Source organism: Chromobacterium haemolyticum, assembly GCF_002081825.1.
Taxonomy (GTDB): domain Bacteria; phylum Pseudomonadota; class Gammaproteobacteria; order Burkholderiales; family Chromobacteriaceae; genus Chromobacterium; species Chromobacterium fluminis.
Genome location: NZ_MUKU01000051.1, coordinates 1 through 23,176, shown reverse-complemented (window position 1 = coordinate 23,176; position 23,176 = coordinate 1). Strand labels below are relative to the sequence as shown.

Below are 23,176 nucleotides of genomic sequence, written 5' to 3'. Positions count from 1 at the left end.
ATGAAGATATCCTCCGTCACCATCAAAAACTTCCAGGGGCTGCGCCATGCAGCCCTTAATTTATCAACACGCATCGCACTGATCGCCGGCGACAACGGCGCGGGCAAGAGCAGCATGTGCGAGGCCATTGCCATGGCCCTGAGCGGTCACGCCTCCCGCGTAAGCAAGAAAAAGGACTTTGCCCAGTTGCTGCGAGAAGGACAGAAGAGCGGCGAAATTCATGTTGAGTTCAGCGATGGCCGCGCCGCCGCCTTGAAGTTGCCTAGCGGCAAAGTGATTTTCAGCGGCGGCGCCGCGCCCGACGATATCGACTCCATGCGCGCTGCGCTGCCGTATGTGCTGAACCCAGCGGCGTTCGCCATGGCAACTGCGGATGAGCGGCGAGCCGCTTTGTTCGAGCTGACCGGATGTTCCATCGACGAAGAGCGCGTCGCACAACTGCTGGACGAGCGAGGCGCAGACTCGCGCTACATCGAAGCCATATTGCCGCTGATAGGTGCGGGATTTCCCGCCGCCGAGGCCGACGCCTTGCGCCGCGCGACAGAAGCGCGTGGAGCTTGGAAGGCCATTGCCGGCGAGAACTATGGGGACAAAAAGTCCGAGGACTGGAAAGCGGAAGCCGACGGGCCGGTGGATGAAAGCCTCTTGCTGCAAAGTGAGCAAGAGCTCGACGCAATCGAAATCGAGCTTGGCAACGTCCAACTCAAGCTAGGGGAAGTTCAAGGGCGCCGACAAGCGCTGCAGTTAGCTGCAGATCAAGTTACAGGGCTGGAAGAGCGCGCCGGCAGGCTTGAACGCTTGCAATCCTCCTTAGCGCGAGATGAAGCCGAACGCGATGACTGGGCAGCCAGGGTCGCCTTGCTGCAGGCCTCGCAGCTAAGCCAGGCAGCACTGCCTTGCCCTTGCTGCGGCGTCATGTTGGTCAATTTCGACGGTGTCCTTGCAGAGGCTACCCCTTTGGCCCGTGGCACCGAAGACGACCTCGCCGGCTTGCCACAAGCACTTGAGTCGTTGGCGCTGATGCAGCGAACCACGGAGAACACTAGGCGAGCAATTGAAGACGCCAAAACCGCCGCCGCTCAGTTGGAAAGCCTCCAGGCCATCTCAGCGGAGCCCACGGACGATGTCGAATTGCGCGCACAGGAAGAACTCGCCAATTCGCTGAGAGCGAAACGTCAAAGCTTGACGCTGCAACTTGAGGCGCTGAGGAAGCAACAGCGCGCCGCCGCAGAAGCCGAATCAAAGACCAATGCCGCCGCCCAGCATCACGAAGACGTCCAAGCCTGGTCCCAAATCGCCAAGGCGATGGCGCCGGACGGCATCCCTGCGGAGATTCTGGCTGATGCCCTGCAGCCGGTGAATGACCACTTGTTCCAGCTGTCGCAAATGGCCTGCTGGCCGCGAGTCCAAATCGGCCACAGCATGGAAATCACCTCCGATGGTCGCGCGTACGGTCTGTTGTCCGAATCCGAACAATGGCGCGCTGACTGTGTCATTGCACTCTCGCTTGCAATCCTGAGCGGGCTGCGCCTGGTACTGCTGGATCGGTTTGACGTGCTGTCGCTGGCCGGACGTGACCAGTTACTGGACATGCTGGAAGGCCTTGATGAGCTGATCGACACAGCCCTGGTCTTCGGCACGCTAAAAGCCGCCCCACCCAGCGATGAGATCGTTCAAGCGATATGGCTTCAAAACGGCGAAGTCATGCCTAACCGTACAGACAGAAAGGCGGCGTGAACATGATCCGCCCACCCATAAGCACTCCGGTACACCTGCATTACACCGCAGACCAGTTCCGCCAACTGTTGCGCGCAGCCAAGGCAAACGCAGCGGGCAACTACTGGGAGGAGCCGTTCATTGAGGACATGGCCAACCGTTACCAACGTTACGGGCAGGACATGTTGCTGAACATATTGCATCGCCATCAGCTACTGCGCATTGCCGCCATCAAGACAAAGGAGCCGTATGAGTGACAAATCCCCCCCAATCCGACGCCCCGCCCTAGCAAGAATTTTGGACGGGTTTTTCTTTGGACTGGGCGCCACTGCAGGCGCTGTCTCCGTCGTTTCATTGCTCCTCATTCTTCAATTCACCGCGGAAGCGCTGGGAAAGTAAAAATCATGACCTTCATCGTTCTCAACATGACACCGCAGGACCACGGCAGCGACAGCGGACACATAGAGCGGATGCGCGCCGTAATCCGTACCTTAAAAGCCGAGAAGCACGCCCTGGAGCGCAGTTTTCTTGCCGCCGGCCTTAACGCCGCCAGCCACTTTTCAGCGCTTGTAGAATCTCAGAAAGAGTTGGCTCATGCCCAGGCCCAAGTGGCGGCAGTGACGCTTGATTTTGAAGTTGAGCGGAAAGCTAACGAACGGATGGCAGCTGATCTCGACGACCTGCAAAGTCAGAACTCCGCGCTGCGTCAGGATGTTGAGCTGCGTGATAGGCAGCTTGAGGCCGGCGACAAAGAGCGAGATGAACTTCACCATGCGCTGGCCATAGCCAAATTGTCGGCTTCCAGCCGCAACAACGTGCTTGACCTGCTTCGAGACGCCACATGAAACCTGTCCAAGCCCATCGGCGCCGAATGTGGATCCGCGCCGCACTACAAAAACAGGCCCGCCATGAGCGGGTCTTGTCATTGGAGCTGCCCGTAATGGATGAAGCCGATATTCAAGCTTGGCGCCGAATGAACCCCGGCACGCCCATCAATCAGCCGCCACCCAGCCAGTAGAAGTTAGGAGCTACCATGTCCTCATTCGCCATCATTCCCCTGCCTCGTGAAATCCGCCTCAAGCTCGGACTGAACCAGCAAGAGTTCTGGAGCCGCGTAGGCGTCACCCAGTCAGGCGGTAGCCGCTACGAAAGCGGCCGCAACATGCCCAAGCCGGTACGCGAGCTTGTCCGCTTGGTCCACATCGAACAAATTGACCTGTCGGAGCTACAAGCTGGAGACGTTCAGATTGTGGCCTACTTGAAAGCAATTGAGCCGAATCTGTACAAAAGCCTGTGCAAAAAAGTAAAAGCGCAAACAGCCGCACAAGCAAAGAGCAAGGAGAGCGCGCCATGAGCGTTAAAAGCGTTCTGCTACGCGAAAACACCTTGAAGGCGGCTCAACAACTTGAGACCGCCAAGCAAGCTGTCTGCGACGCAGTTGAAGCCGAGTACCCGGTAGGAACCATCATTCAAGCCAAAATTGGTCGTGCCACCATAACTGCGCAAGTGAAGCGACACCGCGGCTGGGGACGTCCAGGTGTAATCGTCATCACCAACCTCAAAACCCGAGCAGAGCGCGAAATCAATGCAAGCTTGCCGGAACTCTATGAAATCGAAATCAACGGACGTCCCTAGGAGCAAACACCATGGGTCAGCTATCCATCATTGACGTTCTGAAAAACCACCCTACCCCTCTCTCAATGCAAGCTCTGGCCGATGCCATGGGTATTGAACGGACGGAAGCTCGCCGTCAATTGCGTGAGCTGGCGGAGGCCGGGAGCATCAGCCAAGTCACCGTCGGAAAACAAACCCTCTTCCAGCCCAAAAATCATATCTACTTGAAAATTGAGCCTGAAGCTAAGACAAGCATTCCTGAAGAAGAACCAACGACCTCGCCCAGCCTGGAACAGAAGCTGGAGAGCCAGATCGCCGATCTGAATCAACAGTTGGCCATAGCCGAGAAGGATCGTGACGAGCAAGCCGGCATTGCAAAAGAAGCATTGCAGCTTTGTCAAGAGCAGTTCAACCGGCTGGGGCAAATGGAAGGTACCGCTTCAATCCTGGGCTACTCTTCTTCCGCCGGTATTCCCCTGTTTGAATGGCTGGAGTCGAAGTTGCCGGCGCTGGCCTACGAACTCGCCTTCCTCCAAGACCTTTAAAACCAGTTGGCCCAGGCACGTAATCTGAATCGCGGCCTTTGTCTGGCACTAGAGCTCAATCCAGAGGAGCGCGCGGAGTTAGCCAAATGCATTGCGCCGGCGGCGGGATTGAAGGCGGCGTAAATTTTCTATCCAACCTGTTTAGCTAGCCTTTGCTCTATCCAATCTCGGCCATTAAAAAACTCAGATCCGACCTGAGCACCACTGACTTGAGCTGCCGTAATTCCATGTTGTTGAACGTACTCTTTAGCTTCCTCTATGGAGTCAAAGTCAAGCACCCCTTCCCTTGCAATGTAAATTTCTCCATTAGCCAAGTTCGGTTGAATCTTCTTGTAGTGCAAAACAACTCGGGTATCCATAGAGCCTCCATGGGTGACGGGGAATGAACTGACATGACAAGACGTTCCCAATTTATCACTCTCCCAAAGCTTCAGACAACACCATTGTCATGTTTTCTGATGGTGATTTACCGATTACAAAACCGCCTCACAAGGCGGTTTTTCTTTTTTGCTCTTAAGGATTCGCAATGAGCGACAAAACAAAAATCGAATGGACTGACGCAACCTGGAACCCAGTAACGGGTTGCGCTAAGGTATCCCAGGGCTGCAAGAACTGCTACGCGCTGCGCGACTGGGCGCGCCTTTCGGCCATGCCGAACACCATCTACCACGGCCGCCAATTCACGGATGTGATGTGCCACCCGGAACGACTTGGGCAGCCATTCCGCTGGGCGCGCCCTCGGCGCATCTTCGTGAACAGCATGTCCGACCTATTTCATCGAGACGTGCCATTTGAGTTTATTGCCGCTGTTTTCTGGGTAATGGGCGTCACGAGCAGGCACACCTATCAGGTTCTGACCAAGCAGCCCGCGCGAATGCACGAGTTCTTCCAGTGGGTTACGGAAGGGGCAATTATCTTCGACGATGACCGAATCTCCAGCCACATGCCCGAAAACATCCAATGGAAGCCATCAAGCAATGGTCGCGGCGGCTATGACACCTGCGGGCCACGCTACCCCTATCCGAACATCTGGTTGGGCGTCAGCATCGAGGACCAGGCCACAGCAGACGAGCGCATCCCGCTGCTGCTGCAGACTCCAGCGGCGGTGCGCTGGATCAGCGCCGAGCCGTTGCTCGGTTCGGTGGATATCCATCATCGCCTGGGTTCTTGTGTGTTTACCGGCCGGGATCAATGGGAGACGGGCCGCGGGATAGATTGGGTTGTCGTCGGCGGCGAGAGCGGCCCGCACGCCCGGCCAATGCATCCAGCCTGGGCGCGTAGCCTGCGCGACCAGTGCCAAGCTTCCGGCGTGCCGTTTCTGTTCAAGCAGTGGGGCGAGTGGGTACCAAGCAAGGAATTGCACATCGCCGGCGCAGTCGCTGGTTTCCAGCTCCATTCTTTCCCGTGGGGGCAATGCAACCCGCAAATGGCTCACGCCGGCAAGAAAGCTGCCGGCCGCTTACTCGACGGCGCCCAGCACGACGGGTATCCGATCGCCTCGTCTCAATCCCTCTAATCGAGGGCGTCTACCTTCATCGTGAGCAATTAATTGAAGAAGAACTCTTAGCCGCTCAACGCCGCTAACGTCCTTAGATAAGGGATCACACCCGCCTACTGGCGGGTTTTTTTTTGACTGTCTTTCTTATAGTTACCCGCCAGAAATTTAGACAGCAACTCCATCAGCCGCCCACCGAGGCGGCTTCGCTTTTGTAGGCCCTCATATGACCCAAAAAATCGAAGTTAGGCACGGCCATATTTGCTGTGGTGCAGGAGCTGCCGCCAAGGGATTCAATGCCGCTCAGCCTCGCGTCGGCAACCTTCAAGCATATTTCCGATGCATTGGCGGTATCGATGTTGACCCGGCTGCAATCCGCGACTTCAACAAACTGGCCGGTGTCCCAGGCACAGTGATGGACCTTTTCGACCGCCAGCAGTACATCGATTTTCATGGACGCCAGCCGCCTGAAGAGTGGCGGAAAGCGATGCCGGCCGACATCGTGCGCGCCATGGGCGGAGAGCGTCCGCACATTTTCTTCATCTCTGCGCCGTGCAAGGGTCTTTCCGGGCTCATGAGCGAGGCCAAGAGCGGAACGGCGAAATACCAAGCCCTCAACCGCCTGACCCTTCGCGGCATCTGGCTAGCGCTGGAGGCCTACGCCGATGATCCTATCGAGCTTTTCGTCTTCGAGAATGTGCCGCGCATTGCCAGCCGCGGGCGCCATCTGCTGGACCAGATCGGCGATCTGTTGCGCGCCTATGGCTACGCCGTGGCCGAGACGACGCATGACTGCGGAGAGATTGGCGGCCTGGCGCAGAGCCGCAAGCGTTTCCTGCTGGTGGCACGCCACATCGAGAAGGTGCCGCCCTTCCTCTATGAACCGCCTAAGAAGCGCTTGGAGGCCGTCGGCACCGTACTCGGCCGCATGCCGCTGCCTGGCGACCTTGTTGGTGGCCCTATGCACCGCGTTCCGTCTCTGCAGTGGAAAACGTGGGTGCGCCTCGCGTTTGTCGAAGCTGGTGGCGACTGGCGCAGCCTGAACAAACTGGCTGTCGAGAACGGCCACCTGCGCGACTATCTACTGGTGCCGGAATACCATGCCGGATATATGGGCGTGAACCGTTGGGATGACGCCATGGGCGTGATCGCGGGCAGTAGCGGGCCTACAAACGGTGCCTTCTCAGTCGCCGATCCACGCTATCAAGGCCAGGAATACAGCCAGTTCGGCGTTATCCCTTGGCAGGACACCGCCGGCGTCGTCACCAGTCAGCGCTCGCCAGGTCAAGGCTCGTTCTCGGTGGCTGACCCGCGTTTCTCCGAGCTGCGCCATAACAACGTGTTCCGCGTCGTCAGCTTTGACCAGGCTTCCGGTGTCGTAACCGGTGGCCACGGCCCGAGCTCCGGCGGCCAAGCCGTAGCAGACCCGCGCCCGAACTGGAACCGCCACAGCAACAACCTCTCGGTGATGAATTGGGAGAAGCATTCCAATACGGTGATCGCCGGCGGCAAAGGCGTTCAAGGGGGCTGGCTATCGATCGCTGACCCGCGTACCGCGCTGAATAGCCGCCAGAAGGGCGATAACTATCTGACAGGCGGCCACTACGGCGTGCTGGGGTGGGAGCAGTCCAGTGGGGCAGTATCGGCAGCCGCTGGCCACGACAATGGCCGCTGGAGCGTCGCCGATCCACGTATGCCGGAGCCGAACGAGAAACTGCAATGTGTGATCCGCGCGCTGGATGGCACTTGGCACCGTCCGTTCACCACGCTTGAACTCGCCGCGCTACAGAGCCTGGTCGAACCCGAGGAATACCTGGAGCTAGACGGCTTGAGTGATACCGCTTGGCGCGAACGCATTGGCAATGCTGTACCGCCGGCGGCGGCGTGCGCAATCGCGGAGGTGATGGGCACAACCCTGCTTCTGGCATGGAGCGGTGAAACCTTCGTGCTTTCGGCTACGCCGATCTGGGTTCGCCCGGTGGCGGTCGCACTCTCTGTACAGGCAACAGCATGAGCGCCGTCACCCGCCAGGCGCTCCGATCAACTGGCTGAGAGAGTTGGGCTAAAGCAAGTCTAAGTGAGTCTGGACTTCCTTCAAGTAGCGCTCTGTGTATTCCTTCGTAAATTTCCCGAAGCTCGGGTAAGGAAATCTACCTGGCTCTATTTCCGGCACAGGGATCGCCACTCCGCCAACCTCCATCATGATGGACTGGCTAATGTTGCCGATCCGATCTACCACGTCCGCGAAGTCAGCTTTCTCGCTCATCTTTTCAAGCTCAGACCTTATGTAGTTAAGGTCTTGATTGCACTTTGCCTTGCTCGCCTTCCTCTCTTCATCGGCCATATCAATCTCCTGTGGTTGAAGATCAATGATAGGAGAGGCATTCACTTTTGGAGATACGTACGAACCCGCAACACCTGCACGATGCACCAGGCACCAGGCACCAGCTCCGCTCTGGCCGCAGTCAACGAAGCCCACATGTAAATGCAAAGTTAATCAAAACTGAATAGCACAAATCAGTTCTTTGTTAGTTCATTTGAAATTTTATGAATCGCCGTTGATGCGAGATCAATCTGCTGAATTACCCTGCCACATGAAACTTCAAAACGGGTAACTCTATTTCGATCTACTCCGTCTTGTTTTGATCCTGAAGCCCTATTCTTGGAAAATGGCATCAGATCCTTATTTTGATCCAAATACAATTCCAAATTAACACCAAGAAGTTCCAAATGCTTAAATAGGAGAATTACATTTTTTACCGCAATATTTGAGCGCAAACTCATGAGAGGAATCTCTTTCACCGCCGAACCGTATGATTTCAGAATGTCAATTTGATAAATTGTATAGAGCTCTACATTCGGCGTACTGTCTTCATTTTTAGTTTTTACAAACGCCCCTATATCATCGATGTATTCTTTTATGGAGCTTAAAATCGAAAGCGTTGATTTAATTTCTTCTACTTTAATTTTATTTCTCTCGTAATTTGCATGCCAGAATGAAAATCCAATCACAATAATTACCCCAGCAGCTTGGGCCCAAGCTGCCATCTCTGAGCTTGTCATGTAAGAAGCGAAACATAGTTCCATATGCGAATGCCGCCAACTCAAAAGGCATATTTTAACTCACTTTCCCCATAGGGGTCCTTACTTATTGGGAGTGAGCATGATGCAACAGAACCTGAACGACACCGCGCACGCGGAGATAGCTGCCGACCGCGCCGGCGAGCACCGCGACGAGTTGCTGGCCACCTCCGCGCGCGCGACGCAGCTTGAGCGCGATATCCAGACTCCACTGCAGATGACCGTCGGCGGCGTGCGCTGGCCGGAGGGGCAAGACGCCGCGGCCGTTGCCCACTACATCGCTCAGCTTCGGCAGCAAAACATCCTGGGCGTTCACCAGTTGAAACCCGTCAACCGTTACTAGGCACGCTGCGGTCCGGGCATGAAATGGGCGCTGATTGAGGTCGGCAATTTGAAGGGCATCGAGTACGGCATGAAGGGCTGGGTATTTGTCGGGCCAGTGCCTCCACCAGTGGGTGAGTTTTGAGCTACCGGTGAAGCTGTGGTGTTGATGCAAAGTAATAACAGATGGCCGCCAGTTGGCGGCCTTTCGCTTTTATAAGGATGCCCATGAACGACGAATCAACGATGGGAGTAAGCCAAGCCGCAGAGTTCCTGCACTGCTGTGATGACACCGTTTATCAACTGGCTCGGGCAAAAAAGTTGCATGGCAGGAAGGTTGGCCGGGCATGGGTATTTTTGAAGTCTGATCTTGTTAGCTATCTGCGGGAAAGCCAAAATGGAAACCGGCAAGAGGCGCAGGTCGACGAAAACGAGAAAGGAGCAGGTGTATGTCGATCTATCAGCGCGGAAAGACTTGGTGGTGCGATTTCACAACGCCAAGCGGTAATAGAGTTAGACAATCTCTTGGGACGCGTGACCGCACCCAAGCGCAAGAACTCTTCGATAAGTTGATGGCAGAGAGATGGCGTGTTGAAAAACTTGGAGAAAAGCCAGCATATACATGGGAGCAAGCTTGCGTCCGATTTCTACGGGAAAAGGCTCACAAAAAAAGCATCGACGACGACAAAACCAAGATCGCCTATTTCTCACCTTTCTTTATTGCTCGCGCCCTACGGGATATTCGCCGTGACGAAGTGTTGGAAGCTGTATCACTATTGACTCACGAGATTGGCCCAAAGAAAGGCGAGCCTGTTAGTGCAGCCACAAAAAACCGCTATATCGCTTTCATTTCCACTTTATGGAATATGGCGACAAACGAATGGGAGTGGATCGATCGTCAGTTGGTCTTCAAGAGGTTTAAGGAACCCAAAATACGAGTTCGTTGGTTGAAAAAAGAAGAGGCTAATCGGCTGCTATCCGAACTAGCCCCTCACCTTCAACCAATTGTACGCTTTGCTCTTGCAACAGGCTTCAGGCATTCAAACATAATCGACTTAGAATGGTCACAAGTCAATCTCGTGAAACGCATTGCCTGGATTCATCCGGATCAGGCCAAGGCGGAGTCCGCAATTGGGATGCCATTAAATGAAACAGCGTTGGAGGCGCTGATAGCTCAAGTTGGAAAGCACCCCAGATATGTATTCACCTACCGTGGTAAGAAGTTGCAAAGCAAAGCCAAAACAGGCTGGAACAATGCGCTAAAGCGGGCAATGATCTACAATTTCAGATTTCATGATCTGAGACATACTTGGGCTAGTTGGCTTGTTCAGGAAGGAGTGCCACTCCACGCCTTGAAAGAATTAGGTGGTTGGCATTCTTTAGATATGGTGCAGCGCTATGCGCACTTGGCGCCAGAGCATTTACGAGGCCACACGGATGTCATCGATACGCTGATTGTATCCGCCGTCCTCAACGGTACAAAAACGTCACAGGTCAACCTGACTGGGGAGCTGGAGGAGATAACGAAAAAGGCGCTACATATTGTAGCGCCTTGATCTGAATTGGTGCCGGCGGCAGGAATCGAACTCGCGACCCCCTGATTACAAGTCAGGTGCTCTACCAACTGAGCTACACCGGCGAAGAGAGGCGTATTATGTCTTGCCTCAATGGCTTTGGCAAGCCGTCAGCGCGTCTTTTTCTGGACTTTTTTATGCGTCTTTTTGGCGCTCATGCTAACTGTTTTGTTTTTGCTGGTTTTTTTAACCGAGGCCTTGTGCGGCGATCTCTTTGCGGCTTTGGCTGCGTGACGCGGCTTTTTGACGGTCGATTTCTTAACCGTCGATTTTTTTGCCGCTGGCTTGACCGGCGCCTTGCCGTGGCGCACTTGTTTGGCGCTGATAGCCTTGGCTTGACGTTTGCTCTGCTTGGCGTATTTCGCCTTGGGCTTGCCTTTGGCCTGGCGCGCCGGCTTGGCTTGTTGACTGGAGCGCACGGGTTCAGCGGTTTGAACGGTTTTAGCGGGGGGGGCCTTGCGCGCGGGTTTGCTCGCCGGGGCCATCTGCACATCGCCCGGCAGCGGCATGTCTTCTGGTTCGGCCAGGCTGGCCGGGCTGATCAGCGCCAGGCCCAAGGCCAGCGCAATGGTGTGCGTCGCAAATTTCATGATAAGGGGTCTAATGCTCTCTGGGATGAAACGGGCCGCGCGTTGCGCCGCCAAAACCCGCATACTAGCACGGTGTTTCCCGCGCTTAGACGGAAATTGATCGCGGCGGGCAACACTCAACCCACGGAGCGGACTGATTTTTATTGCCGCAACGCGCCATCGCCTCCCCCGTATGCTATACCCACAGTGCAATGCCAATGCAATTGGCGCTGTACTCGTTTTCTCCGCTCGCTTTCCTTTTCCTGACACGCAATGGAAAACAGCATGCCTCAGCCCAAAATCTTGTTGGTGGATGATAGCGCCACCAATAGCCTGATGGTCCGTACCTTTGTTGAAGACTTGGGGTATCAATGCGATCTTGCCTGCAATGGCCGGGAAGCCGTTGCCATATGCAAGGAAGTCGACTACGACTTAATCCTGATGGACATCATCATGCCGGTGATGAACGGGCTGCAAGCCACGATGGAGTTGCGGGCATTGTTCGGCGAACACTGGGTACCCATCATTTTTCTGACGGGCCTGAGCCAACAAAAAGATCTGATAGAGGGACTCAAAGCCGGCGGCGACGACTATCTGACCAAACCGGTTAGTCCGGACTTATTAACGGCCAAGATCCAGGTATTCTTGCGCATCGCCCAAATGCAGCGACAGATCAACCAGGATGCGGTGCGCCTGGAACGCTACTTCCTCAACAATGAACGAGAACAAAGTTACGCGCTGGAACTGATTGAGCGCCTAAACCGGCAGCAATTGGAGCTGCCCTCGCATGTTTGGCGCCATTTGCGCCCCGCCTCGCAGTTCAACGGCGATCTGGTCTGCTATGCGCGTTCCGGCGGACGAGAATACTTGATGCTGGCCGATTGCACCGGCCACGGTCTGACCGCCGCGATCAGCGCCATTCCTGCAGTGGAGTGCTTTTACGACCTGGCTCAGAAGCAGGCCGCACTGGGCGACATCGCGGCGGCGATCAACGACAAGCTGCACCGCCTGCTGCCTTTTGGCCGCTTCGTGGCCGGCATCATCATTGCGATCGACGCAGCCGCCAAATGCCTGCAGGTCTGGAACGGCGGCATTCCCTGCGCGCTGATGTTCGATCCGCAGGGCCGCAAGATCAAGCAGTTCCGCTCCGAACACCCTCCTTTGGGGATTTTGGCGGCGAGGCAGTTCGACCGCTCGCTGGAAACCAGCGTGTTGCGCCCGGAGCATGCGTTGGTCGTTTGCTCGGATGGAATTACCGAGGCCCAGGCTGACAATGGCCGGATGTTCGGCCTGGACGGCGTGATAAAGGCGGTTGAGGCAGGCTGGCCGGGCCGGATCGGCAATACCGTACTGCAAGCGCTGCAGCGGCATCGTCAAAACGAAGCCATGCTGGACGACGCGTCGTTATTGGTGGTGCGTTCGCCTGCGCATGCCAGCAAGCCGGAGGGAGATGCCGGACGCGAGACGCAGGGCCGCCCGCGCTGGCACGACGCCTAAGAGCCTGTTCCCCGCCTTGATCCGATGGCCATATGGCAACATAATTCGACTTTTTCATAATCGGCAACCCATTTAAATGACTATAGCATTTGAGCGCCAGCCACTGCCCTTGCCGGGCGGCCATGAAAAAGTGCTGCTGCACTCCTGCTGCGCGCCCTGCTCAGGCGAGGTGATGGAGGCCATGCAAGCTTCCGGCATCGACTTCACTATTTTTTTCTACAACCCCAACATCCATCCGCTGAAAGAGTACGAGCTGCGCAAGAACGAGAACATCCGCTTTGCCGAGCAGTTCGGCATTCCCTTCGTGGATGCGGATTATGACCGCGACAACTGGTTCGAGCGCGCCAAGGGCATGGAAAACGAACCGGAGCGCGGCGTTCGCTGCTCCATGTGCTTCGACATGCGCTTTGAACGTACCGCTCTGTACGCGCATGAACACGGTTTTCCGGTGATCACCAGCTCTCTGGGGATTTCACGCTGGAAGAATATGCAGCAGATCAACGACTGCGGCGTGAGAGCGGCCGCGCGCTACCCCGGTCTGATCTATTGGGAATACAACTGGCGCAAGGGCGGCGGTTCCGCGCGCATGATAGAGATCAGCAAACGCGAACAGTTCTACCAACAGGAGTACTGCGGCTGCGCCTATTCCCTGCGCGACAGCAACCGTCAGCGCCGCGAAGCCGGCCGCGCGCCCATTCGTCTAGGCGTCAAATACTATGGCGATGAAGACGGCCAGGCTTGAAGCGCCGCTGTCTCACTCCTCAATTTCGCGCGCATAGCGCACCAGCGCCTGCAGGAGCTGGGCGAAGCGGTGCGCGGCCAGATTTCCGTCCGAAGGCGTGAGCCAGGTGCTGCTGATTTCCAGTTGGATAGCCGGTACGCCCAGCCGGGAAGCGAACTTGGCGATAGTCTGGTTCTTGGAGGCGGCAAAGTAGTTGTCCGAGACATTCAACAGGCCCTGTTGTCGCAGGCTTATCTCCAGTCTTTGTTGCAATTCAGGCTTGCCCAGCAGCGAGGCTCCGTTCAAAGTGCCGAAGTCCACATCGTAAGGCCGGTATGGATGGCTGCCGTGCAGGTCCAGCACCAGCAGCGGGCGTCGATCTGCAATCAGCGCCGCCAGCTTGCGCTTGAAGGCGTTGTCGTCGTCGTAATTGGGATCGGCCGGCGCGGCGCGGGTGGTGTAGATCGCGGTGGCGCCGGCCAGTTGATGCAGCATCGCCGCCAAGGCCGCGGTGCCGCCGCCGTCGGAGAAGCGGTATTGTCCTTCGCGGAACGGGCTGGTGGCGTGCGGCGCGGTCACAATGATGGGGCGCGCGCCTTCCCGCACCGCAAACCAAGGCTCGCCGTTTTGCGGCGGTTTGTCCTTGGCGGCGTCCGCCTCCTGTTGCAACTTGATGGCCTCTACAACGTGAGCGGGTTCGATGATGGCCCGTGCCGGCGGCGATTTGCCGACGGCGGACGCCATCGACAGCGCCAGGACCAGAACCCCTACTGCCAACTTGACTCTCACCGCGCCCCTCCCCGTGAACACGGACCGCATGCCCGATCTTTGCTGGACCGGGCCGGCGCCGCTTGGTTCTGCGCCCCGGCCCGGAAAAGCCGCGCTAGAGCGCCGGCTTTTGCGCGGTTAGCAGCAACAGGGCCGGACGGCGCGTGTGTGGGCGCAAACCGTCCTGACGCGCCAGTGTCTGCTCGTCCGGCACGGGCTCACCCAGATGAAGCAATTGGAAGCCGGCGCCCAGCAAGCCGGCCACATAGCTTTCCACCGTGCGGTGCTGCTTGATCACGCCGTCGACGAACCAGCGGGTTTCACGCGCGCCCAGCTGAAAGTAGGCGTCCAGCGTCCAGTGCGATGGCTCGCCCGCCGCGTCCAGCGCCCAGCCCTGAGGGCTGGCCGTGCAAATCGGATGCTCCACCGTCAGCGCGAACACGCCGCCGGGCCGCAAAGCGGCGAACACGCGCGCCGCCACGGCGGCGTAATCCGCCACGTAATGCAAGGCCAGCGACGACACCGCCAGATCATAAGCGCCTGCCGGCGATTGAAAGTCCTCGATGCCGGCGCGCCGGTATTGAATGTCGGAATCACAAGTGCGCGCTCGCGCCTGTTCCAGCATCCGTTCGGACAAGTCCACCGCGGTGACGCTGGCCGCGCCTTGGGCGCGCGCCCAACGGGCGAAATCGCCGAAGCCGCAGCCTAGATCCAGTACGTCGGCGCCGGACAGCGGCGGCAGCGCATCGCGCAAGGCGGGCTGCTCCAAGGCACCGTTCAAGCCCGTGTCGCTGTCGCGCAAGGCTTGGTATTGGGAGAAAAAGACCGGATGGTCGTAGATGTTTTGCTGCATGTGGAGGCTCCGTAAAGACTTAAGGGAAGCGCTCCAGGGCGGCGCGCGGCCATGCCGACGCGCAAAAGCGAGCCAGGCCGCTCACGGCTTGGCGCGCGTCTTCTCTCATCCGGACTCTCACCGTCGGCTTCGGCTTCGCACCGAATCTGCTGACCCGCGCATCGTGGAAACGATAGCGCGGCGCTCGCGGGCTCGCCGCCGGCATTCGCCGCGGCTTACCGCCGGTGGGGAGTTTCACCCCGCCCTGAAGACCGGCACAGCATAAAGGCGGCACAAAACTTGGACAAGCCCCGGCGCATCGCGCATAGTCGGCGCATTCCGATTGCAATGGAGCGAAGCATGACCCCGAAGCTGCCGATCTGGCTGTTTTTTTGTTTGAGCACCGGCACAGCCATCGCCGCGCCCACTCCGGCCGCCAAGAACGAAATCAATCATCTATTGGACTATCTGGCCCAGTCCGGCTGTGAATTCAATCGCAACGGCAGTTGGTACGGCTCTAAAGAGGCCCGCGATCATCTGAACGACAAATACCAGTATCTGTTGAAGAAGGACTGGGTCAGCAACGCGGAAAGCTTCATCGAGCGCGCGGCCACCCAGAGCAGCATCAGCGGCAAGGCCTACCAAGTGCGCTGCGGCGCGGCGCAGCCGGTGGCCAGCGCGGCCTGGCTCAAAGCGGAGCTGAGCTGCTATCGCCAGCGCAAATAAGCCGGTCGGTCGGGAATCCCGGCCTGCCGCAGCGCCACGCAGCTGTTATAATCGCCGCTTTCCTGTAATCCAGTGTTCTTTCCCCGATGACTGCTGCCCAGCTGCTGGCCCAACTCAAGGCCGACCTGCCCTCCTGCCTGATCCGCGACCGCCACACCTTGCGCCGCAAACTGAGCGACGCCGCCGAGCGGCTGAAGAAAAACCAGCCTGCGGACAAGCAACTGGCCGACATTCAGGCTCAGATCGAACGTTCCGCCGCCAAGGTGGCCGCGCGCCGCGCCCATCTGCCCAAGCCCGACTTCGACGACGCCTTGCCGGTCAATCAAAAACTGGCCGACATCAAAACCGCGATCGAGCGCCACCAGGTGGTGATCATCTGCGGCGAAACGGGCTCCGGTAAAACCACCCAGCTGCCCAAAATCTGTCTGGAGCTGGGCCGCGGCGTTCACGGACTGATCGGCCATACCCAGCCACGCCGCCTGGCCGCGCGTTCAGTAGCCAGCCGCATCGCCCAAGAGCTGAAATCCACGCTGGGCGAGCACGTCGGCTTCAAGGTGCGCTTCACCGACAAGCTGTCGGAAAAGTCCGTGATCAAGCTGATGACCGACGGCATTATGCTGGCGGAAACCCAGACCGACCGTTACCTGGAAGCCTACGACACCATCATCATCGACGAGGCGCATGAACGCAGCCTCAACATCGACTTTCTGCTGGGTTATCTGAAACAGTTGCTGCCGCGCCGGCCGGACCTGAAAGTGATCATCACCTCCGCCACCATCGACGCCGACCGCTTCTCCCGCCATTTCGACGGCGCGCCGGTGATCGAAGTCTCCGGCCGCACCTATCCGGTGGAAGTGCGTTACCGCCCGTTGGCGCAGCGCGACGAAGACGAGCGCGAAGTGGAGATGGAAGGCGCCATCGTCGACGCCGTCGACGAGCTGTCGCGCCAGGGCCCGGGCGATATGCTGGTCTTCCTGCCCGGCGAGCGCGAGATCCGCGAAACCGCGGAAAAACTGCGCAAGGCAGGTATTCGCGGCTACGAGATCCTGCCCTTGTTCGCGCGGCTGTCCAACGAGGACCAGCAGAAGATATTCAAGCCCTCCGGCGGACGCCGCATCGTGCTGGCCACCAATGTGGCCGAAACCTCGCTGACGGTGCCGGGCATCAAATACGTGATCGACACCGGACAAGCGCGCATCAACCGCTACAGCCCGCGCGCCAAGGTGGAGCAGCTGCAGGTGGAGAAAATCTCCCAGGCGGCGGCGCGACAGCGCGCCGGCCGTTGCGGCCGCGTCGAGGCCGGCATCTGCGTGCGCCTATACGGCGAGGACGACTTCAATCAGCGCCCGGCGTTCACTGATCCGGAAATCGTCCGTTCCAACCTGGCCGCGGTCATCCTGCGCATGGCGGCGTTGCGGCTGGGCAAGGTGGACGCTTTCCCCTTCCTCGAAGCGCCCAGCAGCCGGTTGATCGCCGACGGCTACCAAGTGCTGACCGAGCTGGGCGCGGTGGACGACAAGGGGGAGTTGACCAGCGTGGGCAAGGAGCTGGCGCGGATCCCGGTGGACCCCAAGGTGGGCCGCCTGCTGCTGGCCGGCCGCGACTTCGGCTGCGTGCGCGAAGTGCTGATCATCGCCGCCGCCTTGAGCGTGCAAGACCCGCGCGAACGCCCGTTCGAGGCGCGCGAGGCAGCCGAACGCGCGCAGGCGCGCTTCAACGACGAGAAGTCCGACTTCCTGTCCTTCCTGCACCTGTGGGACTTCTTCTCCGACGCGCTCAAGCACAAGAAATCCAACCGCCTGCTGATCAACACCTGCCACGAGCACTTCCTGTCCCATCTGCGCTTGCGCGAATGGCGCGAACTGCACGCGCAGCTGGCGGACATCGCCGGCGAGCTGGGCTTGATCAAGCGCGAACAGGCGCACGCCGACGCCGAGCAGCCGGACGCGCAGATGACGCAGAAGAAGCGCCAGCAGCTGGACGCCGTCGCTTATGAAAACCTGCACAAGGCGCTGGTGACCGGCTTGATCGGCAATCTGGGCATGAAAAACCAGGAAAGCGACGATTACCAAGGCACCCGCGGCGTCAATTTCCACGTTTTTCCCGGCTCCAGCCTGAAAAAAGCCAAGCCTAAATGGCTAGTGGCGGCGGAGCTGGTGGAAACCACCCGCCTCTACGCCCGCTGCGTGGCCAAGATCGAGCCTGAGTGGGTGGAGAAGCTGGCGCCGCACCTGGTCAAATACCATTACTTCGACCCGCACTGGGAAAAGAGCCGCGGCGAAGTGGTGGCCAGCGAGCGGGTCACCCTGTACGGCCTGACCCTGGTGCCGCGCCGGCCGGTCAGCTATGGCCGCATCGCGCCGGAAGAAGCGCGCGAACTGTTCATCCGCGGCGCGCTGGTGAATATGGACTACGTCAGCAACGCGCCCTTCTTCCAGCGCAATCAGCAATTGATCCGCGAAGTAGAGCAGCTGGAGCACAAGGCGCGGCGTCAGGACGTGCTGGTGGACGAAGAGGCGCTGTTCGCCTTCTACAGCGAGCGGATTCCGGCCGAGGTGGTAGACGCGGCCAGCTTCGAGGCCTGGCGCAAGGAGGCGGAAAAGACCGAAGCCAAGCTCTTGCATCTGACGCGCGAAGAACTGATGCGCCACGCCGCGCAGCATGTCACCGAAAACCAATTCCCGGAATGGCTGGAGCTGGAAGACGGCCGCCTCAAGCTGCGCTACCGCTTCGAACCCAATCACCCGCTGGACGGCGTCACCCTGGACGTGCCCCTGGCCATCCTCAACCGCTTGCAACCGGCGGCTTTTGAATGGCTGGTGCCCGGCATGGTGCGCGAAAAGCTGCAACAGCTGATCAAAGGCCTGCCCAAGCAAATCCGCCGTTGCTGCGTGCCGGTGCCGGACTTCGTCACCCGCTTCCTCAGCACTAACCCGGACCAGCAGCAGCCTATCGCGCCGCAGCTGGCGCGCTTCATCCTGCGCGAGACCGGCGGCGTCAAGGTGGACATCAATGACTTCCGCGCCCAGGACTTGCCGGCCCACCTGCTGTTCAACTTCCGCGTCATCGACGACGGCAAGCAGGAAATCGGCCTGGGCCGCGACCTGCTGGCGCTGCAAAAGCAGTTTGGCCAGGCGGCCCAACTGACCTTCCGCGACACCAGCGCGGAGTTCGAGCGCGACGAAGTCAGCAGCTGGGATTTCGGCGAACTACCGGAAAGCATTCAGTTCGCCCGCGGCCGCCAGCAGCTGACCGGCTACCCGGCGCTGACGCTGGAGCAAGACAAGGTGGCGATCCGCCTGTTCGACACCCAGTTGGTGGCCGAGCGCCATCACCGTCAGGGCGTGATCCGGCTGCTGCAGCTGCAGCTCAAGGAGCAGATGAAGCAGCTGTCCAAGGGCCTGCCCGGCATGACCCAACTGGGTCTGCAGCTGCGCGCGGTGGCCAATGTCGACGAACTGCTGGCCGACGCCATCGCCTGCATCTGCGACCGCGCTTTCATTGGCGACGACGCGCTGCCGCGCAACGAAAAAGCCTTCAACGACCAGAAAACCCGCGCCCGTACCCGACTGCCGGCGGTCAACCAGGCGGTGACCCAGTACCTGGGCCAGGTGGCCTCGGAATACGGCCCGCTCAGCGTCAAGATGCAAAAGCACAAGCTGGGCTACGAGCTGCAGCAGCAATTGGCCAAGCTGGTTTACAAGGGGTTCCTGGCCGCTACGCCGTGGAGCCATCTGCCACACCTGCAGCGTTATATGCGCGCGATGGGCCTGCGCATGGACAAGCAGCCGGCCAACCCGCAGCGCGACGGCCAGCGCGGCGCGGAAATTCGCGACCTATGGCAGAAATGGGAAACCCGGGTGGCCGAGGACAACGAAGCCGAAGGCGCATCCCAGGCGCTGCTGGATTTCCGCTGGCAGATCGAAGAGCTGCGCGTCAGCCTGTTCGCCCAGGAGCTGAAAACGCCCTACCCGGTTTCCACTAAGCGGCTGATGAAGCTGTGGAACGAGTTGCCTCGTTAAAAACTCGCACGACAAAACGGCGGCGTCGATAAGGACGCCGCCGTTTCTCTATGCGCGCTTCCGGCTCTTCAATGCACCGGGTGAGACAAGCCAGGTCTATCGCCCCAGGCCAGTAAAAACAAACCCATCGCCAGGCCAACCAAGCAGAAAACCATCAGATAGCCGGCCAGCGCCAGCGAACTCGCCTCCATCCACACCGACAGCAGCACCGGCGTGAAGCCGCCCACCACCGCGTAAGCCACATTGTAGGAAAAAGACAGGCCGCTAAAGCGGATGGGCGCGGGGAAGGCTCGCACCATCAGATAAGGCACCGCGCCGACGATGCCGGCGAAAAAACCAGTGAGCGTGTACAGCGGGCGCAGCCAGCTCGCGTCCTGTCCCATGGTCTGGTAAAAACACCAGCTGCTGACGCCCAACAGTAGGCTGCCCACGGTAAACACCGGGCCGCCGCCGAAGCGGTCCGCCGCCAGGCCGGCGACGACGCAGCCCACGCTCAGCGCGATGATGGCCAGGCTGTTGGCGGACAAGGCCTCCACCGGCGGCACGCCGAACTGTTTTTGCAAAAAAGTGGGCGTCATCAGAATCACCACCACGATGGTGACCGACAGCATCGCGGTGGCCGCCATCGACACGGCCATGCCGAGACGATGGCCGCGCAAGGCCGCCTTCAGCGGCAGCTCGGCGGACAGCGCCTTGCGCGCCTGCATTTCGCTAAACACCGGGGTTTCATGCAACCAGCGGCGCAGATACATCGCCACCAGGCCGAACACCCCGCCGATCAGGAAGGGAATCCGCCAGGCGCCGTCTTCCAGCTGCTGCGGCGTGAAAGCCAGATTCATCGCCATCGCGATCAGGGAGCCAAACAGAATGCCTATGGTCAGCCCCGAGGTGATGATGCCGCAAGCCAGGCCGGTGCGGCGCGGCGGCGCGTGCTCGGCGACGAAGACCCAGGCGCCCGGCACCTCGCCGCCGATGGCCGCGCCCTGCAATACGCGCAGCAGGAGCAGCAAAATCGGCGCCCATATCCCTATGCTCTGGTAGGTGGGCAGCAGGCCCATCGCCAGCGTGGGCAGCGCCATCAACACAATGCTGAGCGTGAACATGCGTTTGCGGCCGAACAGATCGCCGAAGTGCGCCATGACGATGCCGCCCAGCGGCCGCGCCAGGTAGCCGGCGGCGAAGATGCCGAACACCTGCAGTTGACGCAGCCAGCCCGGAATATCCTGCGGGAAAAACAGTTTGCCCAGCACCAGGGCGAAAAACACGTAAATGATGAAGTCGTAGAACTCCAGCGCGCCGCCCAGCGAGGCCAAGCCCAGCGTCTTGCAGTCGTTTCGGTTCAGTTTTCGCGTGTGCGCCGCTTCGGCGCTCGCGGTTTGAGTCATATCGGGTCCTTTCCGCGACCAAGATCGCGAACGCCCTCCCCGCCGCGTGGCGCGAAGGGCGGCGCGTTTATTTTTTGAAGGGGTTGATCGTCGGCGCGTCCTCGTGCTGGACGATGCCGAAGTTGCTGCGGATCAGCGAATTGAGCATGGGCTGGCGATGGCGTATCCACAGCGAAGTCGGCACCGGCCGGCAGCCCATCCGCGCCTTGGGCTCCAGCGCGGTTCGCCCGAAAATCACCCGCCGTCCGCCGGCGGCCAAGGCCGACTCGATCGCCGTGTGCAGCAAGCGCAGGTAAAGCGGCAGTTCCTTGGCCGCGGCGCGGTCGAAGCCTATCTGCGCGGCGGTGACTTCCGCGCCGTCTTTCAAGACCAGCAGGAAGCCCAGCAGCGCGCCGTTCCGCCACAAACCGCGCAGTTCCGCCCGCTCCGGCCCCAGCGCGGCCATCCGCCGCCAATAGTCGGCGCTCACCGTCACCGGCCGCAGCGTGGCATTGTCTTGCACCGCCAGGTAAAGTGCTTGCATCCGCTCCGCCTGCGCGTCCACCTGCTCTGGCGTCATCACACCGATTTCGCAACCGGCGGCTGCTATCGGCTTGAAGATCTGCTGGCGGATGGCGCTGCGGTATTTGGAGGTCATGCCGGCTAGGTAGTCTTCGTAAACGCGCCAGTCCTCGGCCAGCGGCAGCACCATATTGGGCTCCGTCTCCAAGGTGCTGTAGCTGAGCTTACCCAGCGCCCGGCTGTCTTCCCGCGCCGTTTCGTCCATATCCTTTACCAGCACGAAGTCGATCTGGCCGTTGAGCTTCTCCGCGCGGCGGATGCGGTAGAGGATCTCCGCCACCGCCTGCCAGCGGGTCTGCGGGTCCAGGTCCTCGGCGAAAGCCGCGCCGTCCAGGCCGTAGCTGAGCATATTGCCGCAGACCAGCAGCCGTTGCTGCAGCTTGGGCTTGAGATTTTGCGCCAGCGCCGCGCGCAGCGAGCCTTCCGGACGCGGGCCGGGGTGAGCGTGCATGGTTTCCAGGCTCACCTCCAGCAGTTGCATCGCCACCGCCGCCACCGGTTCGCCGTCGCGATAGGCCAGCGCATAGCGCACTTCGAAGTTGGCGAGTCCGGACTGCTCCAGCGCGCGCCAGTAATCGCGGGACATCAGCAGCCCGTGCCGGGCCGCCAGCTGATCCCAATGTTGTCCGTTCAAAAAGTCTATGCGCTCGGAGAAGGCGAAATTCAGCGCGCTGGCCTGCCGCAGGCGGCGGCGCAGCTTCCAGCCATCGCCCAGTTGGCGGGCCAGTTGTTTGATTTTCTTGCTCATGGCTTGGGGCGTAGAAGGCTGGTTCTATGATTGACAATCATTCCAGTGTGCCGCAATGCCAAAAGGGCAACAAGCCTCCCTCAATGCGCGCCATCGGTCAGCAAGCGCCGGTAGCGCTCCGGGGAATAGCCTAACTGCTTGTTGAACATGGCGATGAAGGCCGACGCGGTGCCGTAGCCCAGGTCGGCGGCGATGCCCTGCACCGGACGCCCTTCGCGCAGCCAGGCCAGGGCCCTTAGCAAGCGCACCCGGTTGCGCCACTGGACAAAACTCATGCCCAGCTCGCGTTGAAAATGGCGCGCCAGCGTGCGCTCGGTGCCGTGCACGCGCTGCGCCCACTGCGCCAAGGTGGCCGCATCGGCCGGATTATCCCGGATGGCGGCCAGGATGGGCGCCAATTGACGATGACGGCTGTCCGGCAGATAGCTGTCCTGGTGGCCGGCCTGAGCCAGCCGCTCCAGCAGCAGTTCGGCCTGCCGCCGGTCCCACGGATCCCGAACGACGGTGACGCCGCGCTGACAGAAATCCTCCAACAAGGCGCGCAGCAAGGGCGTTTGCGGAATCAGGCAAGGATGGGCGGGCAAGCGGGCGGCCTGCTCGGCGCCCACATAGACCGAAGTGTAGCGCATGGCCTGACGCACCGAAGCGGAATGGCGAACCCCGGCCGGCACCCAGATCAGGAACTCCGCCGGCGCCGCCATCGCTCGCTCGGCTTGGCCGGGCTCGATCAAGCTCAGCTCGATCACTCCCAGACTAATGCAGTTCAACTGCCCCCAGGGATGGCTGTGCGGCGAAAACTCCGTCTGCGGCGTCAGTTGGTCGTAGCGCAGATGGATGGGCGCCGGTTCCGGCAAGCCTTGGTCCAGTTCTGAGTTGTAGAAGTTCCGATTTGATCTGACAGTCAGGCCTTGCCGATAGGTGGGGTTACCCGTTTTGATAGAGGTGCGAATCTTCATCAAGACAGCGCGCAAGCGCAGGAGTAACCCCATGACAAGTCTCAA

Annotated in this window: 25 protein-coding genes, 1 tRNA gene and 1 riboswitch; of the genes, 15 read left to right on the top strand and 11 right to left on the bottom strand. The window is 59.7% G+C overall.

Translation table 11 applies throughout. The annotated features are described in order from the left end of the window. The 6 genes from B0T39_RS23065 (at nucleotide 1) to B0T39_RS23040 (ending at nucleotide 3,875) form a co-directional block, all read left to right on the top strand. Nucleotides 1-1,737 (top strand): AAA family ATPase, encoded by a 1,737-nt coding sequence (locus B0T39_RS23065; protein WP_081550874.1) that lies wholly within the window; start codon nucleotides 1-3, stop codon nucleotides 1,735-1,737. Nucleotides 1,738-1,739: 2 nt separating this feature from the next. After that, complete coding sequence (locus tag B0T39_RS23060; protein WP_081550872.1) at nucleotides 1,740-1,973, top strand: hypothetical protein; 234 nt, start codon at nucleotides 1,740-1,742, stop codon at nucleotides 1,971-1,973. Nucleotides 1,974-2,120: 147 nt separating this feature from the next. Then, complete coding sequence (locus B0T39_RS23055) at nucleotides 2,121-2,561, top strand: hypothetical protein (RefSeq protein ID WP_081550870.1); 441 nt, start codon at nucleotides 2,121-2,123, stop codon at nucleotides 2,559-2,561. Nucleotides 2,562-2,749: 188 nt separating this feature from the next. Further along, entirely contained in the window at nucleotides 2,750-3,070 is a 321-nt protein-coding gene (locus B0T39_RS23050) for a helix-turn-helix domain-containing protein (protein ID WP_081550868.1), read from the top strand. Then, nucleotides 3,067-3,351: a hypothetical protein gene (locus B0T39_RS23045; protein WP_081550866.1), complete on the top strand. Its 285-nt coding sequence runs from the start codon at nucleotides 3,067-3,069 to the stop codon at nucleotides 3,349-3,351. The genes B0T39_RS23050 and B0T39_RS23045 overlap by 4 nt, the downstream gene beginning before the upstream one ends. Nucleotides 3,352-3,362: 11 nt before the next feature. Then, nucleotides 3,363-3,875 carry a helix-turn-helix domain-containing protein gene (locus B0T39_RS23040; RefSeq protein WP_081550864.1) on the top strand — a complete coding sequence of 171 codons (513 nt, stop codon included), beginning with the start codon at nucleotides 3,363-3,365 and terminating at the stop codon, nucleotides 3,873-3,875. Nucleotides 3,876-4,003: 128 nt separating this feature from the next. Here B0T39_RS23040 and B0T39_RS25355 read toward each other — a convergent pair whose 3' ends face one another. Then, entirely contained in the window at nucleotides 4,004-4,234 is a 231-nt protein-coding gene (locus B0T39_RS25355; RefSeq protein ID WP_141111377.1) for a hypothetical protein, read from the bottom strand. Nucleotides 4,235-4,401: 167 nt separating this feature from the next. Here B0T39_RS25355 and B0T39_RS23035 point away from each other — a divergent pair, with 167 nt between their 5' ends. Next, nucleotides 4,402-5,391: a DUF5131 family protein gene (locus B0T39_RS23035; protein ID WP_081550862.1), complete on the top strand. Its 990-nt coding sequence runs from the start codon at nucleotides 4,402-4,404 to the stop codon at nucleotides 5,389-5,391. A gap of 163 nt (nucleotides 5,392-5,554) precedes the next feature. On the opposite strand, the gene B0T39_RS25990 is transcribed toward B0T39_RS23035, so the two are convergent. Continuing rightward, complete coding sequence (locus B0T39_RS25990; RefSeq protein WP_217806326.1) at nucleotides 5,555-5,824, bottom strand: hypothetical protein; 270 nt, start codon at nucleotides 5,822-5,824, stop codon at nucleotides 5,555-5,557. Here B0T39_RS25990 and B0T39_RS23030 point away from each other — a divergent pair. Continuing rightward, a complete protein-coding gene (locus B0T39_RS23030; RefSeq protein WP_217806325.1) occupies nucleotides 5,786-7,384 on the top strand; it encodes a DNA cytosine methyltransferase in 1,599 nt (532 codons plus the stop codon). The two genes, B0T39_RS25990 and B0T39_RS23030, sit on opposite strands and share 39 nt — an antisense overlap. Nucleotides 7,385-7,432: 48 nt before the next feature. Here B0T39_RS23030 and B0T39_RS23025 read toward each other — a convergent pair whose 3' ends face one another. Both B0T39_RS23025 and B0T39_RS25350 read right to left on the bottom strand, forming a co-directional pair. After that, nucleotides 7,433-7,714, bottom strand: a complete 282-nt coding sequence (locus B0T39_RS23025) for a hypothetical protein (RefSeq protein WP_081550858.1) — start codon at nucleotides 7,712-7,714, stop codon at nucleotides 7,433-7,435. A 173-nt stretch (nucleotides 7,715-7,887) separates the two neighbouring features. Beyond that, nucleotides 7,888-8,418 carry a hypothetical protein gene (locus B0T39_RS25350; protein WP_141111376.1) on the bottom strand — a complete coding sequence of 177 codons (531 nt, stop codon included), beginning with the start codon at nucleotides 8,416-8,418 and terminating at the stop codon, nucleotides 7,888-7,890. 115 nt (nucleotides 8,419-8,533) lie between these two features. Here B0T39_RS25350 and B0T39_RS23020 point away from each other — a divergent pair, with 115 nt between their 5' ends. From B0T39_RS23020 to B0T39_RS23010, 3 genes are all read left to right on the top strand, one after another. Then, nucleotides 8,534-8,794: a hypothetical protein gene (locus tag B0T39_RS23020; protein WP_081550856.1), complete on the top strand. Its 261-nt coding sequence runs from the start codon at nucleotides 8,534-8,536 to the stop codon at nucleotides 8,792-8,794. A 206-nt stretch (nucleotides 8,795-9,000) separates the two neighbouring features. Further along, nucleotides 9,001-9,345: a helix-turn-helix domain-containing protein gene (locus B0T39_RS25985; RefSeq protein WP_217806324.1), complete on the top strand. Its 345-nt coding sequence runs from the start codon at nucleotides 9,001-9,003 to the stop codon at nucleotides 9,343-9,345. Next, the gene (locus tag B0T39_RS23010) at nucleotides 9,345-10,328 is read left to right on the top strand and encodes a tyrosine-type recombinase/integrase (RefSeq protein ID WP_217806323.1); all 984 of its coding nucleotides are present in this window, start codon (nucleotides 9,345-9,347) and stop codon (nucleotides 10,326-10,328) included. Before B0T39_RS25985 ends, B0T39_RS23010 begins: the two co-directional genes overlap by 1 nt. Nucleotides 10,329-10,335: 7 nt before the next feature. On the opposite strand, the gene B0T39_RS23005 is transcribed toward B0T39_RS23010, so the two are convergent. Then, nucleotides 10,336-10,411, bottom strand: a tRNA-Thr gene (locus tag B0T39_RS23005). A gap of 45 nt (nucleotides 10,412-10,456) precedes the next feature. Further along, nucleotides 10,457-10,936: a hypothetical protein gene (locus tag B0T39_RS23000; protein WP_081550850.1), complete on the bottom strand. Its 480-nt coding sequence runs from the start codon at nucleotides 10,934-10,936 to the stop codon at nucleotides 10,457-10,459. Between the two features lie 264 nt (nucleotides 10,937-11,200). Between B0T39_RS23000 and B0T39_RS22995 the strand changes: the two genes are divergently transcribed. Both B0T39_RS22995 and B0T39_RS22990 read left to right on the top strand, forming a co-directional pair. Continuing rightward, entirely contained in the window at nucleotides 11,201-12,412 is a 1,212-nt protein-coding gene (locus B0T39_RS22995) for a SpoIIE family protein phosphatase (RefSeq protein WP_176219640.1), read from the top strand. Nucleotides 12,413-12,488: 76 nt separating this feature from the next. Continuing rightward, a complete protein-coding gene (locus B0T39_RS22990) occupies nucleotides 12,489-13,154 on the top strand; it encodes an epoxyqueuosine reductase QueH (protein ID WP_081550846.1) in 666 nt (221 codons plus the stop codon). A 12-nt stretch (nucleotides 13,155-13,166) separates the two neighbouring features. Here B0T39_RS22990 and B0T39_RS22985 read toward each other — a convergent pair whose 3' ends face one another. Continuing rightward, entirely contained in the window at nucleotides 13,167-13,922 is a 756-nt protein-coding gene (locus tag B0T39_RS22985) for an N-formylglutamate amidohydrolase (RefSeq protein ID WP_141111375.1), read from the bottom strand. A 94-nt stretch (nucleotides 13,923-14,016) separates the two neighbouring features. Further along, on the bottom strand, nucleotides 14,017-14,754 hold the full coding sequence (locus tag B0T39_RS22980) for a class I SAM-dependent methyltransferase (RefSeq protein WP_081550842.1): 738 nt from the start codon (nucleotides 14,752-14,754) through the stop codon (nucleotides 14,017-14,019). A gap of 93 nt (nucleotides 14,755-14,847) precedes the next feature. Next, nucleotides 14,848-15,010: riboswitch (FMN riboswitch) on the bottom strand. Nucleotides 15,011-15,093: 83 nt separating this feature from the next. Here B0T39_RS22980 and B0T39_RS22975 point away from each other — a divergent pair. Together B0T39_RS22975 and hrpA are read left to right on the top strand one after the other, a co-directional pair. Next, on the top strand, nucleotides 15,094-15,459 hold the full coding sequence (locus B0T39_RS22975; RefSeq protein WP_081550840.1) for a DUF5329 domain-containing protein: 366 nt from the start codon (nucleotides 15,094-15,096) through the stop codon (nucleotides 15,457-15,459). 86 nt (nucleotides 15,460-15,545) lie between these two features. Further along, nucleotides 15,546-19,481: an ATP-dependent RNA helicase HrpA gene (hrpA, locus tag B0T39_RS22970; RefSeq protein WP_081550838.1), complete on the top strand. Its 3,936-nt coding sequence runs from the start codon at nucleotides 15,546-15,548 to the stop codon at nucleotides 19,479-19,481. 68 nt (nucleotides 19,482-19,549) lie between these two features. Here the strand turns inward: hrpA and B0T39_RS22965 are convergent, their stop codons facing one another. From B0T39_RS22965 to B0T39_RS22955, 3 genes are all read right to left on the bottom strand, one after another. Beyond that, a complete protein-coding gene (locus B0T39_RS22965) occupies nucleotides 19,550-20,866 on the bottom strand; it encodes an MFS transporter (protein WP_081550836.1) in 1,317 nt (438 codons plus the stop codon). Nucleotides 20,867-20,933: 67 nt separating this feature from the next. Next, nucleotides 20,934-22,175: a GNAT family N-acetyltransferase gene (locus B0T39_RS22960; RefSeq protein WP_081550834.1), complete on the bottom strand. Its 1,242-nt coding sequence runs from the start codon at nucleotides 22,173-22,175 to the stop codon at nucleotides 20,934-20,936. Between the two features lie 80 nt (nucleotides 22,176-22,255). Further along, entirely contained in the window at nucleotides 22,256-23,029 is a 774-nt protein-coding gene (locus B0T39_RS22955; RefSeq protein ID WP_254894630.1) for an AraC family transcriptional regulator, read from the bottom strand. Nucleotides 23,030-23,176 lie beyond the last annotated feature (147 nt).

Bases quoted from the DNA above. Each gene is read 5' to 3' on its own strand.
- B0T39_RS23065 (WP_081550874.1), top strand. From the start codon at position 1: ATGAAGATATCCTCCGTCACCATCAAAAACTTCCAGGGGCTGCGCCAT.
- B0T39_RS23060 (WP_081550872.1), top strand. From the start codon at position 1,740: ATGATCCGCCCACCCATAAGCACTCCGGTACACCTGCATTACACCGCA.
- B0T39_RS23055 (WP_081550870.1), top strand. From the start codon at position 2,121: ATGACCTTCATCGTTCTCAACATGACACCGCAGGACCACGGCAGCGAC.
- B0T39_RS23050 (WP_081550868.1), top strand. From the start codon at position 2,750: ATGTCCTCATTCGCCATCATTCCCCTGCCTCGTGAAATCCGCCTCAAG.
- B0T39_RS23045 (WP_081550866.1), top strand. From the start codon at position 3,067: ATGAGCGTTAAAAGCGTTCTGCTACGCGAAAACACCTTGAAGGCGGCT.
- B0T39_RS23040 (WP_081550864.1), top strand. From the start codon at position 3,363: ATGGGTCAGCTATCCATCATTGACGTTCTGAAAAACCACCCTACCCCT.
- B0T39_RS25355 (WP_141111377.1), bottom strand. From the start codon at position 4,234: ATGGATACCCGAGTTGTTTTGCACTACAAGAAGATTCAACCGAACTTG.
- B0T39_RS23035 (WP_081550862.1), top strand. From the start codon at position 4,402: ATGAGCGACAAAACAAAAATCGAATGGACTGACGCAACCTGGAACCCA.
- B0T39_RS23030 (WP_217806325.1), top strand. From the start codon at position 5,786: ATGGACCTTTTCGACCGCCAGCAGTACATCGATTTTCATGGACGCCAG.
- B0T39_RS25990 (WP_217806326.1), bottom strand. From the start codon at position 5,824: ATGAAAATCGATGTACTGCTGGCGGTCGAAAAGGTCCATCACTGTGCC.
- B0T39_RS23025 (WP_081550858.1), bottom strand. From the start codon at position 7,714: ATGGCCGATGAAGAGAGGAAGGCGAGCAAGGCAAAGTGCAATCAAGAC.
- B0T39_RS25350 (WP_141111376.1), bottom strand. From the start codon at position 8,418: ATGGCAGCTTGGGCCCAAGCTGCTGGGGTAATTATTGTGATTGGATTT.
- B0T39_RS23020 (WP_081550856.1), top strand. From the start codon at position 8,534: ATGATGCAACAGAACCTGAACGACACCGCGCACGCGGAGATAGCTGCC.
- B0T39_RS25985 (WP_217806324.1), top strand. From the start codon at position 9,001: ATGAACGACGAATCAACGATGGGAGTAAGCCAAGCCGCAGAGTTCCTG.
- B0T39_RS23010 (WP_217806323.1), top strand. From the start codon at position 9,345: ATGGCAGAGAGATGGCGTGTTGAAAAACTTGGAGAAAAGCCAGCATAT.
- B0T39_RS23000 (WP_081550850.1), bottom strand. From the start codon at position 10,936: ATGAAATTTGCGACGCACACCATTGCGCTGGCCTTGGGCCTGGCGCTG.
- B0T39_RS22995 (WP_176219640.1), top strand. From the start codon at position 11,201: ATGCCTCAGCCCAAAATCTTGTTGGTGGATGATAGCGCCACCAATAGC.
- B0T39_RS22990 (WP_081550846.1), top strand. From the start codon at position 12,489: ATGACTATAGCATTTGAGCGCCAGCCACTGCCCTTGCCGGGCGGCCAT.
- B0T39_RS22980 (WP_081550842.1), bottom strand. From the start codon at position 14,754: ATGCAGCAAAACATCTACGACCATCCGGTCTTTTTCTCCCAATACCAA.
- B0T39_RS22975 (WP_081550840.1), top strand. From the start codon at position 15,094: ATGACCCCGAAGCTGCCGATCTGGCTGTTTTTTTGTTTGAGCACCGGC.
- hrpA (WP_081550838.1), top strand. From the start codon at position 15,546: ATGACTGCTGCCCAGCTGCTGGCCCAACTCAAGGCCGACCTGCCCTCC.
- B0T39_RS22965 (WP_081550836.1), bottom strand. From the start codon at position 20,866: ATGACTCAAACCGCGAGCGCCGAAGCGGCGCACACGCGAAAACTGAAC.
- B0T39_RS22960 (WP_081550834.1), bottom strand. From the start codon at position 22,175: ATGAGCAAGAAAATCAAACAACTGGCCCGCCAACTGGGCGATGGCTGG.